Genomic DNA, 15,078 nt, shown 5'->3' with positions numbered 1-15,078 from the left:
AAATTATACATTTTTTTCAAATTTATGGGTACTTTTGTTTTAGTGCGCCGTAAATTTATTTTGTTTCATATAAAAGGTCCCTTCAGCAAATTTTGCTGAGGGGATCTTTAAATTTTATCCGAGATATGTTAATTCTTTTGATGTATGAGTAAATGGTTCGCAACCAGTTTCAGTAATGTGAACACAGTCCTCAATTCGAACGCCAGCAACTTCTGGAATATAAATTCCTGGTTCAATTGAAAAACACATGCCGGGTTGAAGAACTAAATCGTTTCCTTCCATGATTGAAGGAAATTCATGCTCGCTCATGCCCATTCCATGTCCAAGACGGTGAATGAAGTAATCACCATAACCAGCCTTGGTGATAATATCTCTAGCAACTTTATCAAGTTCGGCTGCGGTTACACCTGGTTTAGCATAATCTTGGGCAGTCAATTGGGCTTCGAGTGTTACATTATAAATATCTTTTTGCTTATCATTCAATGTACCAACTGCAATGGTTCTGGAAGCATCACTAATATAGCCCTTGTAGATAGTACCTAAATCAAATAAGACCATTTCATTATTGGCGATGGCTTTGGAAGAAGTAGCACCGTGAGGTTCCGCTGCATGGGTGCCAGCTTGAATTAAAGTATCGAAACTCATTTGACTGATACCATGTTGCTTTAAGGCGTATTCCAATTCGGCAGCGACTTGTTGTTCAGTTTTACCGATTTTAACAGCTTCAAATCCAACTTTAAAAGCAAAATCAGCCCATTTACCGGCTTCATTTAATAATTCGATTTCTTCAGCACTTTTAATTAGACGAAAAGCTTGAACGACGGGAGTTAAATCAAAGCTGAGGTCTGCGTCTTGAAATTGTACTTTCAATGAGCTTGCACGACTAACAGTTAATTGATCTTGCTCAATCCCCCAATTGATGGGGTTATTGTTCCGTTTCTTAATTTGATCAGCAATCATTGAAAAGGGAGCTTCATGATCTAAGTACCCATAAACTGGATATTTCCAACCAGTATCTTTAATTGCTTCTACTTCTAAGGCAGGTGCAAATAAAAATGGTTCATTGTCTGGGAAAATCAGGAGTGCCAATACTCGTTCAATTGGATCGCTGTAAAATCCCGTCAAATAATTGATTGTCATTGGATCGCTAATATAAGCGATATCCAATTTATTATCTGCAACTAATTTTTGTAATTTATCTAACTGACTCATTAACATGACTTCTTTCTTTATGTAATGCCAATATTATAGCATAGGTTGGGTGACTTCAGATTGGATTTCAATTTGCAATTGTGATTTTTATCTGATATATTGATTAAGTTATGAAAACAAGTGAAAACAGACTATAACAGTAAAGAAAGGGCTTAAATAAAAATGGAAAAACAAACCGTTACAATATATGACGTTGCAAGAGAAGCTGCAGTTTCGATGGCAACCGTTTCACGTGTGGTAAATGGGAACCCAAACGTTAAACCAGCGACCCGTCAAAAAGTGCTCGATGTCATTGATCGATTAGATTATCGTCCTAATGCCGTTGCTCGTGGACTAGCTAGCAAGAAAACTACTACCGTTGGAGTGGTCATTCCGGATGTCACTAACGCTTATTTTGCACAATTAGCACTTGGAATTGACGATATTGCTACTATGTACAAGTACAATATCATTTTGGCTAATTCTGATGAAAATGGTAGTAAGGAATTACAAGTGGTTAACACTTTACTGGCCAAGCAAGTGGATGGAATTATTTTCATGGGTAATAAAATTTCAGATGATTTAAAATCTGAATTTACTCGTGCACAGATGCCAGTTGTGATTGCTGGATCAGTTGACGCTAAGCAAGATTTGCCTAGTGTCAGCATTGATTACGCTGCGGCCACAAAAGAAGCAGTCTTAAATCAAATAAACCGTGGCAATAAAGCCGTTGCTCTGGTAACTGGACCAATGGATCAATCAATTAACAAAGATTACCGTTTGAAAGGTTACAAAGAAGCCTTGAAAGAAGCCGGAGTTGCCTTTGATGAAAAATTAGTGTTTGAAACAGATACGTCATATAACACTGGTTATAATTTATCAGAAAAAATTCAAGCTAACGGAGTATCAGCCGCATTTGTTGGAGACGATGAATTAGCAGCAGGCTTATTAAATGGTTTGACTGATCGTGGTGTCAAAGTACCAGAAGAATTTGAAGTCACGACAACTAACGATACTAAATATACTGAAATTACTCGACCAAAAATGTCTTCAGTTACCCAACCACTGTATGATATTGGGGCCGTTGCAATGCGTTTGTTGACTAAATTGATGAACAATGAAGAAGCAGATGAAGAAAATATTGTGCTTCCTTACGGATTAATCAAGCGTGGTTCAACACGATAAATTTAATATATTGAAAAGTAGGTCAAATTTTGCTACAATGTTTGATGTATGTTTTAGTACAAGAAAATTAAAAGAAAAGAGGAGTTATTATGTCAGGACATTCAAAATGGCACAATATACAGGGTCGTAAAAACGCGCAAGATGCCAAGCGCGGAAAAATTTTCCAAAAAATTTCCCGTGACTTGTATCAAGCCGCTAAGGGTGGAGATCCTGATCCAGCTAACAACCCTCAACTACGTTTAATCATGGATAAGGCACGTGCTGCCAACATGCCAAAGGATAACGTACAACGTGCAATCGACAAAGCTACTGGTGCCGGTGGTGCAAACTATGCCGAAATTACGTATGAAGGTTATGGGCCAGGTGGCGTTGCTGTGATGGTTTCTGCTTTGACCGACAACAAGAATCGTACTGCAGCTGCTGTTCGTTCAGCATTTACACATGCTGGTGGCGAACTTGGAACTACTGGTTCAGTTGCTTATAACTTTAACCGTCGCGGATACATCGTTATTCTTCGTGAAGAACTAGACACGGATGAAGATACAATGTTGATGGACGCACTTGAAGCCGGAGCAGAAGATATGAATACTGAAGATGCTGCGTTTGAAATTTATACCACGCCTTCAGATTTAGCTGCTGTTCGTGATGCTTTACAAGAAAAAGGTTATGACTTAGATACTGCTGAAGTAACTATGCTTCCAGAAAACACGACTGAAGTTCCAGCTGATAAAACAGCTCAATATCAACGTTTGATTGATGAACTTGAAGAAAATGACGACGTTTCAGATGTTTATGAAGCTGGAGTTATTACAGAAGAATAATCAAAATTAGTAAGTCTCAAAACAAAATTTTTGTTTTGAGGCTTTTTTTGTTGTAATTGCCAATTTTATTTCGTATTTAACTAGTAGAAGGGAGGCAATTATGACAGACGAAGATTTTACAGAGTATTTAACAGAGTGTATCGAAGAACAGGCATCAGACTTATATATTTTGCCAAAGGATAATATGTACCAACTGAGTTATCATTCTAAGCTGCAATTAACCACGTTGGCCGAGGTCAATCGCGAAAAAGGTATTCAAATGATTAACTTCTTTAAATATCGGGCGAATATGGCAGTGAGTGAGCATCGTCGGCCACAAGTGGGGTCACTAAAGTGGCATTCGGAATCAAATTTGGACGAAGAATTGAATTTACGCTTGTCCACGGTTGGAGACTTTAATGGTGATGAATCAATGGTGATTCGATTTATTTACTCACTTGAAAACTTAGACCAGCACGAACTAATTGATGGTCAAATAGAGGCATTGAACCAAATTGGGGCCAAACGTGGCTTGATGTTATTTTCTGGGCCAATGGGTTCAGGCAAAACAACTACGATGTATCAACTTGCCCGTCGCTACAGTCAGCACCAGGTAGTGATGACAATTGAGGATCCAGTTGAAATTGAAGAGGATAATTTTATTCAATTACAAGTTAATCAAAAGGCAAATATGGATTACGAAGAATTACTGAAGGTGGGCTTGAGGCATCGTCCTGAGGTATTTGTGATTGGTGAAATTAGAGATAGTAAAACAGCTAAGATGGCGGTACAAGCTGCCTTGAGTGGCCATCTAGTGATGGCAACCGTTCATGCTAAGAATGTCTATGGAGTAATTCAAAGAATGCAACAATTGGGGATAGAAGATCACTATTTGGCACAAACGTTGAGTGGAATTTGTTATCAGCGATTAATCGCCACTACTGATGATCAAATGGCACCGTTATATGACATTTTAGCCGATGGCCAATTGTCGATGGCATTGAATGAAGCTAATTTAGAGACAGGCATGACAAAAGATTGGGGGCGGCACCTTGCAGACTTGGTTGAAACGGGAAGAATCACGCGGAAAACTGCTCAAACGTTCCAAGCGGGATAAATTATCAACGAATGAACAATCAAAAATGTTTGTGTTAATCAGTGATTTATTAAAAGTTGGGTTTTCCTTACAACAAGCCATTACTTTTTTACAAACGCTGTTGCCAAAGCATGAAAATATTTTGCAACAAGTCGATGAAGGATTGAGCCAAGGTCAATTATTTGCACAAAGTCTGCGGCCATTTACTTCAAAAGATATTTATTACCAATTAGTGATTGCAGAAAAACATGGGGATTTACAAGATTGTATTGAGCGGTTAGGACAATATTTAGCCGTTAGAGTTAAACAAAAAAATACGCTTAAGGGATTATTACAGTACCCGATTATTTTATTAAGTATGTTAGGGGTATTGTTAATTGCACTCAAAATTTTTGTCTTTCCAGAGCTTGAAACGTGGCAAAACCAAGACCAAGCAGTCACGCCCACCAATCATTTATATGTTGTTGGGTTTGCGTTGTGTGGTGTTTTTGCTTTAGCAGTAGCAATCCAGCTATGGCATAAATGGCGACAACAAACCACTAATCAAAAAATTCAATTGATGTGTCGGCTACCAATTATTGGTGAATCATATCGGTTGTACTATGCGTATTATTTGGTCACTAATTTTTCATTACTACTCAGCAATGGCATGGGGATGAAAAGTATTTGTCAAATGTTTGCCAGTTTTGATGAAGATTCTTTGTTACATCAGTTAGGAATTTCGTTAAATCAAATCTTGGCGGAAGGCAATAAACCCGAATTATTATTGAAAGAATATTCTTATTTGCCAATGGAACTAATTATCTTTGTCAACAAAGGTGAAACGCCCAAAGAATTAGGAAAACAATTAGAAGCTTTTAGCAATGTGTTGTTTAAGCGTCTGACAAGTTCCATTGAAAAACTTTTAACGATGATTCAACCACTCTTGTTTGGTGTAATTGCGGTGGTGATTGTCTTATTGTACTTAAGCATTATGTTACCTATTTATCACTCAATGAAAGGAATTTATTAAAATGAAAAAATTTTTGGTTCGCAAACATAAAGGATTTACTCTACTAGAAATGAGTGTCGTGCTATTTATTATTAGTTTGTTGGTCTTGATAATTTTACCTAATCTAGCGTCACAAAGAAAACATGCCACCGGGGTGCATCGAAGCGCGATGACATCGGTAGTGCAAACGCAAATTGACCTGTACCACGACGAAATAGGGGACTCTAATGTTGATTATAAAACCTTACAAAATGCCGACTATCTGACTGCAAATCAGGTAGCCAAGGCGGAAAAAGAAAATATCAAAATCGTAAATGACAAAGCTATCGAAGATCATGGCTAAGCAAGACGGTTTTACAATGATTGAAACAGTCATCGTCCTGGCATTAATTGCCTTGATGTTTGTCTTCGGCACAATGAAGTTGGGAGACTTAAAAGCGGCGAGTGATGAACGAAGATTTTGGACTCAATTGGAGCGTTCATGGCAGCAAAGCCAATCTAGAGCGCAAAATCATGGGAAACCAACAACCATTAGGCAAAGTAAAAATCAAACCGAAATTTTATTTCGTTCGCATAATAGACGTAATGACGATGATAATCGAGATGTGAAAGTTCCAAAAACAATTATTATCAAAAAGTTTGATGAGATTACCATGCTACAAAATGGATACGTGAAGGCCACCACCGAAAAGTTTTATTCAACACGGACACATAAAGAATACTCAATGAAGGTTCAGTTAGCGTGGGGAGGGTATTATATTGATAAGGAGTGACGGTTTTGTGTTAGCAGATAATTTAGTCGCGTTGGTGCTCATCTCGCTCGTAGTGTCACTCTTTTGCTTTGGCGAACAACAACTTCACTCTGAGATGATGCATGCCAAACAAGAGTTAAATTTGGCACGAATGGCCAAGGAAGCAAGCACACAAATAGATGAAAGCCATCCAAGTGTTAGTTATACACAAGACGGTTATCAAATTCAGGCGAGTCATCATGAGGTTTCAATTGAACAAAGACATCTGTGTGTGTTTCGGGTCGTGAAGCAATGAAAAGACAAGGTTTCACTATCGTTGAATGTATTGTGGCATTATTAATCACCGCGATGATTGCAGTCTTGATTCAATTGACCTTTAAGGTGTATGAAAAAGTTGATCAACAACCATATGATGATAATGCTCAGTGGTACATCTTTTTACAGGAAATGGAATCATCGAATAATCAATATGAAATTAAAAATAATGGGACAAAACAATCAATCAATGTGTTTAGTCGTACAAGACAAAAAAATTATTCAATTGGACACAACCCATATAAATCAACAGTTTATATGTACGGCACAGAGGCTGGCACGGGGTACTTACCGTTATTACAACATGTAAAGACTTTTCAGGCAGTGCATTCTAACCAAAGCCCTAAGGTTGAGTTTGAGGTTGAATTTATGAGTGGTGAAAAACATAGTGGACGAGTTAACTTTCCAATATATGAGGGGCCGGGGGAATGATGAAAAAAGCAGGGTATGCGTTGGTAAATGTATTGATTGTGATGGCGTTAGTCACGAGCTATGAAATTTATCGATATGAACAGTGCCGACAGGAGCGAAGAATGTATACCGATTTACAAAATAAATTGTTATGTGACGTGATGTCAAATATGGCGGGCAACAGTCATGAAAAAATTAAATTCAACACCGGGACGGTTGATTTTAATGCCCCCAAGGCACCAATTAAGTTGAATAATGGTTTTTCTACCACAGACTGGCATAAAGTACCTTGAATTTGCTTGTGAAAATCGTTAAACTGTATCGTGGAGTGTTATGATTTACAAGCAGACTGGAGTGAAAACAAAATGTCACAAAGTGAGGTTGAGCAATTATACACACTGCTAGACGAAACCACCACAATCCTACGAAGTGCACTGGCTAGTTCGTACTTGGATGCGTTTATCGAAAACGTTGATAACATCATTGACGACGGCCAGGTTCAAGTTGAAGATGGACAGCCAACAGAGGCTGTCGTTAAACAGCTTCAAGAAAAATATGCAGAAATTAATTTTTCAAAAGTGAGCCCTGAAGATGTTAGGACTGTGATTCAGCTTTCGATGATTAAGGCGATTAAAGAAGATTCGATACAATCTAATCATCAAATGACGCCTGACACAATTGGATTTTTGATGTCATTTCTGTTAGAAAGAGTTACAAAACTATCAGATGAATTTACCATTTTAGATCCAAGTGTTGGGACCGCCAATCTATTAACGACTGTGATTAACCATTTGCAAGCGGAAACAAAGCAAAAAGCAACTGGTTATGGGATTGATAATGATGATTCAATGTTGGCAGTGGCAAGCATTAATGTTGCACTACAAAAGCTGCCTATCACCTTGTATCATCAAGATGCAGTTGATTCGTTAGATATCCCGCTGGTAGATATGGTGGTATCTGATTTACCAGTGGGTTACTACCCATTGGACGATAATACAAAGAATTATGAAACACGGGCCGAGAAGGGCCATTCATATGTTCACCATTTACTAATAGAACAATCAATTAACTATTTAAAACCGGGTGGATTCGGAGTATTCTTGATACCAAGTAGTCTATTTCAAACTGAAGAGTCAAAACAATTTGTCGAGTGGATTAATCGCCATGCACACATGCAAGGTTTGATTAATTTACCTGATGAATTGTTTACTACAAAGCAAGGGCAAAAATCAATTTTGCTCCTGCAACGTAGAGGTCCCGAAAGTAAACAGGCAAAACAGATTTTATTAGGTACATTTCCATCATTTAAAAATAAGCCGGAGCTTGCCAAATTTATGCGAGAAATCGATAAATGGGTAGCAAGTAACTTAGCCGAATAAAAAGGAGAACATTCATCATGTCAAAAACAATTTCCATTAACGCAGGAAGTTCTACATTGAAATTTCAACTATTCGAAATGCCTAGCGAAGAAGTTATCGCTAAAGGTGTAATCGAAAGAATCGGATTAAAGGATTCTTTAGTTGATATTAAATATGGTGACGGACAACGTTTACAAGAAACTATTCAAGCTAGCAATCATGAAATTGCAATCAACTACTTGCTTGATAAATTGTTGAAATTATCAATTATCAGCGATTTTAGTGAGATTACTGGTGTTGGACACCGGGTTGTTGCTGGTGGAGAATATTTCAAGGATTCCGTTGTGATTGATGATGACGTCATGAAAAAAATTGACGAATTGGCAGACTATGCTCCACTCCATAACCCTGCCAACTTGACGGGTATTAAAGCCTTTAAGAAAATTTTACCTGATATTACTTCAGTCGCAGTGTTTGATACTTCATTCCATCAAACAATGCCTGAAAAGAACTATCTCTACAGTATTCCATATGAATGGTATGAAAAATATGGTGCTCGTAAATACGGTGCTCATGGTACCAGTCACCGCTATGTAGCTAATCGCGCTGCTGAAATGTTAGGCAAACCACTCGAAGAACTTAAATTAGTGACTTTACATTTAGGTGCGGGAGCTTCAATTACTGCCGTGATGAATGGTAAATCATATGATACTTCAATGGGATTCACACCATTAGCAGGAATTACAATGGCCACTCGTTCTGGGGATGTTGATGCATCATTAGTTGCTTGGTTAGAGGATAAACTTGAAATTTCTTCTGAAGAGATGATTGCTATTTTAAATCATAAATCTGGATTAATCGGATTATCTGGAGTTTCTGCAGATATGCGTGATCTAGAAAAAGTGATGGACGAAAACCATCGTGCTAAAATGGCACGTGATATCTGGATTAATCGTGTTGTTCGTTATGTTGGCCAATATGTAGCTGAAATGAACGGTGCCGATGCGATTGTCTTTACTGCCGGAGTTGGTGAAAATGATATTGAAATTCGCCAAGCAATTGCTGATGGTTTGTCATTCTTTGGGGTTAAAATTGATCCTGAAAAGAACAACATTCGTGGTGAAGAACGTGACTTGACTGCTGCTGGCTCAACAACCAAGGCATTATTAATTCCTACTAATGAAGAATTGATGATTGCTCGCGACGTAGAACGTCTCAAATAGTCAAAAATAATTTAAAAGCGTTATAATAAAGGGACTAAGGATTTTACTTAGTCCTTTTTTGTACGAAAATATATTCAAAGCGGGTAATTGTTAATGAAATTTTTTACTGCGGACACTCATTTTTATCATGAAGCTCTCTTGGGGATGAGTGATTTTGCGCCGCGTCCATTTTTGACAGTTGAAGATATGAATCAAGAAATTATTACCAATTGGAATGCGAAGGTCAGCGAAACAGACACAGTCTATCATTTAGGTGATATTGCTTTATATTTCACCAAACCAGCTCGCGTTTCTGAACAAGCGGTCTTGGACATTTTAAATGAATTGCATGGCAATTTGGTGTTAATTAAGGGTAATCATGACAATCGGGCTTTATTTAAATTCTTAGATAAAAATAATTATCAACTTAATGGGAAACCTAAATTTGAATTTCACGATGTGGGGACCCTGATTAAATACGATCATCGTCAATATTATTTGACTCATTATCCAATGATGTTGGGCATTGCGCCACAAATTATTAACCTCCACGGGCATATTCACCATTACGCGGTTAATATCAAAGAGAATATCAACGTTGGAGTAGATACTCCCGAAACAGACTATTTAAGTGAAAAGGTTCCTTTTGGAGCACCATTTTCATTGGCAGAAATTGGTCAAATGGTTGAAGGTAAACGAGATGATTTTAATAAACGTAGATGAAATACGTGAGGAGACCAGACATGATTGAAAAAATCACGATACTACATACTAACGATATGCATTCACATTTTGAAAATTGGCCTAAAATCAAGCGTTACTTATTAAGTCAAAAAAAATCATTAACTCAAGACGGTAGTGAGGTATTAACTTTTGACATTGGGGATGCGATGGATCGGGTGCATCCGCTAAGCGAAGCCACTGATGGTAAGGCAAATGTGGAGATGCTAAATGAAATCCATTACGATGGCGTTACGATTGGTAATAATGAAGGATTAGGAAACACTAAAGCTCAGTTAGAAGCTTTGTATCAAAATAAAAATTTTGATGTCATTCTTGGCAATATCATGGACATTGACTCTGGCACATTACCATCATTTGCCATTAAATCAAAGATTATCACTACGGCAGGCGGTACCAGAATTGCAGTTTTGGGATTAACCGCACCGTTTATTTTGACGTATCCACTTGAAGGTTGGTTACCGATTGATGTGTTTGACATTATTCCGGAATTACTCAAACAATTGCAGGGTCAATATGATATTTTAGTCCTGTTGTCTCATCTGGGGTTGAACACCGATGAAAAAATTGCTGCCCGTTTTCCTGAATTTGATGTTATTATTGGCAGTCACACACATCATTTATTAGAACATGGTAAACGAGTTAATCAATCGTTGCTGGCCGCCGCAGGTAAATATGGTCAATATATTGGGAAAATTGATTTGGTGATTGAAGACAACCAAGTGGTTAATTCGCAAGCTCGTGTGACAGTCACAGAGCATCTACCAGCGAAACCCGAAGATGAGTCTGTAATTGAGGGCTATACTAAGCTTGGAGAACAGTTACTATCTAATCAAGTTATTGCCAAAATTCCACAATCGTTTTCTGTCGACTTCGAACGAGATTCAAGTTTAATTAAATTAGGTTTAGCAGCCATCAAGGAAACAGCGCATACTGATACTGCAATCCTGAATACCGGCTTATTTTTAGATGGACTGGATGAAGGAATTGTCAATCGCAATCAATTACACAAAATGTTACCTCATGCGATGCATTTGATGCGGGTGACGTTAAATGGTACTGATTTAATACGCCTTGTTCGTGAAATTGAAAAGAATCGGGCGTTTCTGAGAAAGTTTCCGTTAAAAGGAATGGGATTTAGAGGCAAAATATTTGGCGAGATTCATTATGATGGAATTCAGTATCATAGTGATACTAAACAGGTTCTTTGCCAAGGCAAACCGGTTGATTTGTATCGACAATATACCATTGCCACTTTAGATCATTATTTGTTTATTCCATTTTTCCCAACAATTGAAATCGCGGGACACAACGATTTAATGTATAATATGTTTTTTAGAGATGTATTTGCTGCTTACTTAAAAGAACATTATCCAGTTTAGAAGAAAGGAGGAATTTGATTGAAACGAGAAGTCATGCAAGAGCTAATCGACAAGCGACAAGAGCAACGAGCTGATATCTACAAAATTGAGCGTCAAAGTGAAACAGAATTTACTATCAATGGACATAAGTACGTTTTATTGACTGAATATCGGGATGCGTTTCAAACGGAAAAATTAGAGGAACGGTTTAGCTCTATCCTAAGCAAATACGATTATATTGTTGGTGATTGGGGCTTTGATCAGTTAAGATTAAAAGGTTTTTTTGGACCGGATAATCCGTTAGTGCAAAAAACGACTAGTGTAGATACGATACAAGATTATTTATATGAGTACTGTAATTTTGGCTGTGCCTATTTTATTATTCAAAATCTTGAAGTTAAGTTGCCTAAGCCTGAACATCAAACCAAGAAACCTAATCGTAAACGCAATACGCGGAACGGTTCCGGCAATAATAACAATAAAAAAACTGGTTCACGAAATCAAAAAGCACAACAAGAGTCTCATAAGACTGGTACCAGTGAGAATAAGAAAAAACGTAATTCTCCAAACCATCGTGCGAAGAATAACGATCCAAAAAAAACCTCACACAACAATCAAACGCAACATAACAAGCAAATTAAGCCACAAATTAAAGAACGACAAGTTAATGCTTCCACAAAACCGATCAAGGAAAGAACTCAGCAAACCGCAACTAGGGTGGCAAGCAATAATAAAAGTAAACAAAAATTTGTTATTCGACATAAGTAAGGAGTCCGTATGCCTCGATATAAAGGATATTTTATTGATTTAGATGGAACTATGTACAAAGGCAAGGCCAAAATACCTGCAGCACCGAGGTTTATAAATCGATTGCGAGAAACTGGGCAGCGGTTACTGTTTGTCACAAATAATAGTACGAAATCACCAGAAGATGTTGCAACAAATTTGACAGATAATCATGACATTAAGACATCAGCTGATGAAGTCTATACGACGGCAATGGCAACGGCAGATTATTTAAATCAAGTGGCTGATAGTAAGCATCGTCTAGTTTACGTGGTTGGTGAATCTGGTTTAAAGGATGCGTTAGTTGGAGCTGGTTTTATTATGACAGAGACCAATCCAGACTACGTGGTTGTCGGGCTAGATTACGATGTTACTTATCATAAACTTGAGCTTGCAGTGTTAAATGTTCGTGCAGGATCAACGTTTATTGGCACTAATGCTGACAGTAATTTACCTAACGAACGAGGAATGGTGCCTGGAGCGGGTTCATTAGTCAAATTGGTAGAGTATGCGACACAAACTAAACCAATCATGATTGGTAAACCTGAGCGAATTATCATGGACATGGCGCTACAACGCAGTGGATTAAAGAGAGACGAGGTTGTTATGGTTGGTGATAACTATAATACAGATGTTTTAGCGGGTATTGGAGCTGAGATAGACACATTAATGGTCTACTCTGGCCTATCTACAAAAACGGATGTGGCCAAGCAATCCATCTTACCAACTTATCAGGTGGACACGTTAGATGATTGGAAATTTGAATAATTTAAAAATTAAAGGTCGGCAACTGTTAGTGGAATTAGTTCTATTTTTCGCTATCATTAGCGTGGCTTTTTTTGTTGTCTTAAATATCTCGTCGCTATTTATTATTCCAACGGCAGGTAATATAGATGGTGTGACGATTAAGCATGTATTAGCAGATTATCTTCACTTATTAGGATATTTACAAAACCCATTTACAGGTGGCTTAAAATTTAGGTACATAGATATGTCTGTAGCTGGGCGGCATCATTTTGCGGATGTAAAACACCTATTCTTACTCAATAATGCCGTTATGTTAATCAGTGTTCCGTTGACGTATTGGCTACTGAAACAAGAAAAAAGGAACAAACAATTGTGGAAATTGCTCGTTCCTTTACAAATATGGTTAACTGTTTTCCCTGTGTTAGCTGTTACTTTAGGTTTAAATTTTGAACCATTTTTTATCAAATTTCACCAGATAGTCTTCAATAATCAAGACTGGATTTTTGATCATCTAACTGATCCAATCATTAATGTGTTAACTGAATCTGTGTTTATTGAGTTGGCAGCCATGGCATGCATGTTAATTGAATTGATGTTTTTTGTTGCTTACCGAATTTCAAAATGTTCAATCATTAAGAGTTAGATAATCGAGACTTGAAGAATCCAACGACAGCTGGAATTAACGTGACGACAATAATTCCTAAGATGATGGCTGAAAAGTGTTCTTGAACAAATGGCAGATTACCAAAGAAGAAACCGCAGACTGAACAAATTGTCACCCAACTGATACAACCGATTAAGCTGTAGCGGATAAATTGCTTATATGAATATCCAGTACCGGCCGCGACAAATGGTGCAAACGTTCTGATGATTGGCATGTAGCGAGCCAAGATAATGGCGACTGCACCGTGCTTTTCAAAAAACTGCTCAGACCGTTCCATACTTTTTTTATCGATTAGCCTTCCGAACCAAGAATGATTTGATAACGATTTACCAATGGAGTGTCCAATGAGAAAGTTCAGTGAGTCTCCAGCTATACATGCCACCAAGAAGAAGATAAAGAACAATTCTATCTTTAGGTTGTATTGTGGATTAGCTGCTAGTGCAGCCGCTGCAAAGAGTAATGAGTCTCCAGGGAGGAAAGGCATAATAACCGCGCCCGTTTCGATAAAGACAATGGCAAACAAAATCACGTACGACCAACCGCCAAAAGTGTTTACAATTGACACGATGTGAGCATCAATGTGTAAAATGAAATCAATTAAAGTACCCAATATATGAACCTCTTTCAATATTAATAATATAAGTGTTGTTGCACGCCAAATAGTATATCATGGTTTATGTTAAGAAAGACACCCGGTTAACTAGACTAAGTAAATATTTAATAGTTTTTATGTAAAGTGGAATAAGGAAGGATTAAGCATTATGAAAATTTTAGGAACAATTGTTTTAGGAGAAGACAAGAAGAGTATGTTTTTAGTGACAAAAGATCAACCCATGGAGTTTCCTTCAATAATAGAGGAAGATGAAAGCAAAACTCCATTGGGGGTAATTCTGAATTACTACCTGAATGAACTAGGAGTCAATCCTGATTATCTACGATTAGAAGAATTATCAATGGTCAAGGCCGGGGAAGTGAAACAAAACCTATTTGTCTTTTCTATTAATAGTCATATTAAAGAAGTAAAAGCTGCTTGTTTACACAATGAAAGGCTAGAATTTGCTGATGTATCAACACTTAAAGAGCTTTTCAAGACCATTGAAATGGATACCACACCGTTTTTCAATTAAAAAGTTAAATTACTGCTTGACCACATACATGATTCTTGCTATGATATTATCTGTTGTCAAATAGTGATGAGCAACTTTAAACGGTTATGAATCACTTCACAAAAAGTTGAAAATAATTAGAAAAAGCAGTTGACTTACATCAATTGAATTGGTATGATTATTCTTGCTGTTACAGGGATTCACGAGTTTTGAGTCATCAAAATAAATTGAAAAAAATGTTGACAGTGAAAAGCTAAAATGATAACATAATATACGTTGCTTAATTACAAACGGCAACGAAATGTAGACCTTTGAAAACTGAATAAAGTTTCGACAAATCAAATGTGTAGGGTCTTTTGACAATAGTCAAAA

Annotated in this window: 19 protein-coding genes; 17 read left to right on the top strand and 2 right to left on the bottom strand. The window is 37.3% G+C overall.

Annotated features, from left to right (window positions below; genetic code table 11):
• Positions 1 to 114: 114 nt before the first annotated feature.
• Positions 115 to 1,212, bottom strand: coding sequence for a M24 family metallopeptidase (locus FFM59_RS08060; RefSeq protein ID WP_137602529.1), 1,098 nt, complete (start codon positions 1,210 to 1,212; stop codon positions 115 to 117).
• Between the two features lie 162 nt (positions 1,213 to 1,374).
• Between FFM59_RS08060 and ccpA the strand changes: the two genes are divergently transcribed.
• The 16 genes from ccpA (at position 1,375) to FFM59_RS07980 (ending at position 13,579) form a co-directional block, all read left to right on the top strand.
• Positions 1,375 to 2,376 carry a catabolite control protein A gene (gene ccpA, locus FFM59_RS08055; protein WP_137602528.1) on the top strand — a complete coding sequence of 334 codons (1,002 nt, stop codon included), beginning with the start codon at positions 1,375 to 1,377 and terminating at the stop codon, positions 2,374 to 2,376.
• Between the two features lie 89 nt (positions 2,377 to 2,465).
• Positions 2,466 to 3,197, top strand: coding sequence for a YebC/PmpR family DNA-binding transcriptional regulator (locus tag FFM59_RS08050; protein ID WP_137602527.1), 732 nt, complete (start codon positions 2,466 to 2,468; stop codon positions 3,195 to 3,197).
• A gap of 100 nt (positions 3,198 to 3,297) precedes the next feature.
• A complete protein-coding gene (gene comGA, locus FFM59_RS08045; RefSeq protein WP_137602526.1) occupies positions 3,298 to 4,293 on the top strand; it encodes a competence type IV pilus ATPase ComGA in 996 nt (331 codons plus the stop codon).
• A complete protein-coding gene (gene comGB, locus FFM59_RS08040) occupies positions 4,229 to 5,284 on the top strand; it encodes a competence type IV pilus assembly protein ComGB (protein ID WP_137602525.1) in 1,056 nt (351 codons plus the stop codon). Before comGA ends, comGB begins: the two co-directional genes overlap by 65 nt.
• A 1-nt stretch (position 5,285) precedes the next feature.
• Positions 5,286 to 5,606, top strand: coding sequence for a competence type IV pilus major pilin ComGC (locus tag FFM59_RS08035; RefSeq protein ID WP_137602524.1), 321 nt, complete (start codon positions 5,286 to 5,288; stop codon positions 5,604 to 5,606).
• Positions 5,599 to 6,036 (top strand): competence type IV pilus minor pilin ComGD, encoded by a 438-nt coding sequence (gene comGD, locus FFM59_RS08030; protein ID WP_170175968.1) that lies wholly within the window; start codon positions 5,599 to 5,601, stop codon positions 6,034 to 6,036. Before FFM59_RS08035 ends, comGD begins: the two co-directional genes overlap by 8 nt.
• Complete coding sequence (locus FFM59_RS08025) at positions 6,023 to 6,310, top strand: hypothetical protein (protein WP_137602522.1); 288 nt, start codon at positions 6,023 to 6,025, stop codon at positions 6,308 to 6,310. The genes comGD and FFM59_RS08025 overlap by 14 nt, the downstream gene beginning before the upstream one ends.
• Positions 6,307 to 6,762 carry a competence type IV pilus minor pilin ComGF gene (locus FFM59_RS08020; protein WP_137602521.1) on the top strand — a complete coding sequence of 152 codons (456 nt, stop codon included), beginning with the start codon at positions 6,307 to 6,309 and terminating at the stop codon, positions 6,760 to 6,762. Before FFM59_RS08025 ends, FFM59_RS08020 begins: the two co-directional genes overlap by 4 nt.
• Positions 6,759 to 7,034 carry a hypothetical protein gene (locus FFM59_RS08015; protein ID WP_137602520.1) on the top strand — a complete coding sequence of 92 codons (276 nt, stop codon included), beginning with the start codon at positions 6,759 to 6,761 and terminating at the stop codon, positions 7,032 to 7,034. The genes FFM59_RS08020 and FFM59_RS08015 overlap by 4 nt, the downstream gene beginning before the upstream one ends.
• Positions 7,035 to 7,106: 72 nt before the next feature.
• On the top strand, positions 7,107 to 8,120 hold the full coding sequence (locus tag FFM59_RS08010) for a class I SAM-dependent methyltransferase (RefSeq protein WP_137602519.1): 1,014 nt from the start codon (positions 7,107 to 7,109) through the stop codon (positions 8,118 to 8,120).
• 17 nt (positions 8,121 to 8,137) lie between these two features.
• Positions 8,138 to 9,322, top strand: coding sequence for an acetate/propionate family kinase (locus tag FFM59_RS08005; protein WP_137602518.1), 1,185 nt, complete (start codon positions 8,138 to 8,140; stop codon positions 9,320 to 9,322).
• Positions 9,323 to 9,415: 93 nt separating this feature from the next.
• Positions 9,416 to 10,024, top strand: a complete 609-nt coding sequence (locus FFM59_RS08000) for a metallophosphoesterase family protein (protein WP_137602517.1) — start codon at positions 9,416 to 9,418, stop codon at positions 10,022 to 10,024.
• A 20-nt stretch (positions 10,025 to 10,044) separates the two neighbouring features.
• Entirely contained in the window at positions 10,045 to 11,424 is a 1,380-nt protein-coding gene (locus FFM59_RS07995; RefSeq protein ID WP_137602516.1) for a bifunctional metallophosphatase/5'-nucleotidase, read from the top strand.
• 18 nt (positions 11,425 to 11,442) lie between these two features.
• Positions 11,443 to 12,171, top strand: a complete 729-nt coding sequence (locus FFM59_RS07990; protein ID WP_137602515.1) for a YutD family protein — start codon at positions 11,443 to 11,445, stop codon at positions 12,169 to 12,171.
• Between the two features lie 9 nt (positions 12,172 to 12,180).
• The gene (locus tag FFM59_RS07985) at positions 12,181 to 12,957 is read left to right on the top strand and encodes a TIGR01457 family HAD-type hydrolase (protein WP_137602514.1); all 777 of its coding nucleotides are present in this window, start codon (positions 12,181 to 12,183) and stop codon (positions 12,955 to 12,957) included.
• The gene (locus FFM59_RS07980; protein WP_137602513.1) at positions 12,938 to 13,579 is read left to right on the top strand and encodes a TIGR01906 family membrane protein; all 642 of its coding nucleotides are present in this window, start codon (positions 12,938 to 12,940) and stop codon (positions 13,577 to 13,579) included. The genes FFM59_RS07985 and FFM59_RS07980 overlap by 20 nt, the downstream gene beginning before the upstream one ends.
• Here FFM59_RS07980 and FFM59_RS07975 read toward each other — a convergent pair.
• On the bottom strand, positions 13,569 to 14,210 hold the full coding sequence (locus FFM59_RS07975) for a VTT domain-containing protein (RefSeq protein WP_137602512.1): 642 nt from the start codon (positions 14,208 to 14,210) through the stop codon (positions 13,569 to 13,571). The genes FFM59_RS07980 and FFM59_RS07975 overlap by 11 nt on opposite strands.
• A 151-nt stretch (positions 14,211 to 14,361) precedes the next feature.
• Here FFM59_RS07975 and FFM59_RS07970 point away from each other — a divergent pair, with 151 nt between their 5' ends.
• Positions 14,362 to 14,727: a hypothetical protein gene (locus FFM59_RS07970; protein WP_137602511.1), complete on the top strand. Its 366-nt coding sequence runs from the start codon at positions 14,362 to 14,364 to the stop codon at positions 14,725 to 14,727.
• Positions 14,728 to 15,078 lie beyond the last annotated feature (351 nt).

The sequence above is a fragment of the Paucilactobacillus nenjiangensis genome (assembly GCF_005405445.1).
Classification (GTDB): domain Bacteria; phylum Bacillota; class Bacilli; order Lactobacillales; family Lactobacillaceae; genus Paucilactobacillus; species Paucilactobacillus nenjiangensis.
This window is presented reverse-complemented; position numbering and strand designations above follow the sequence as displayed.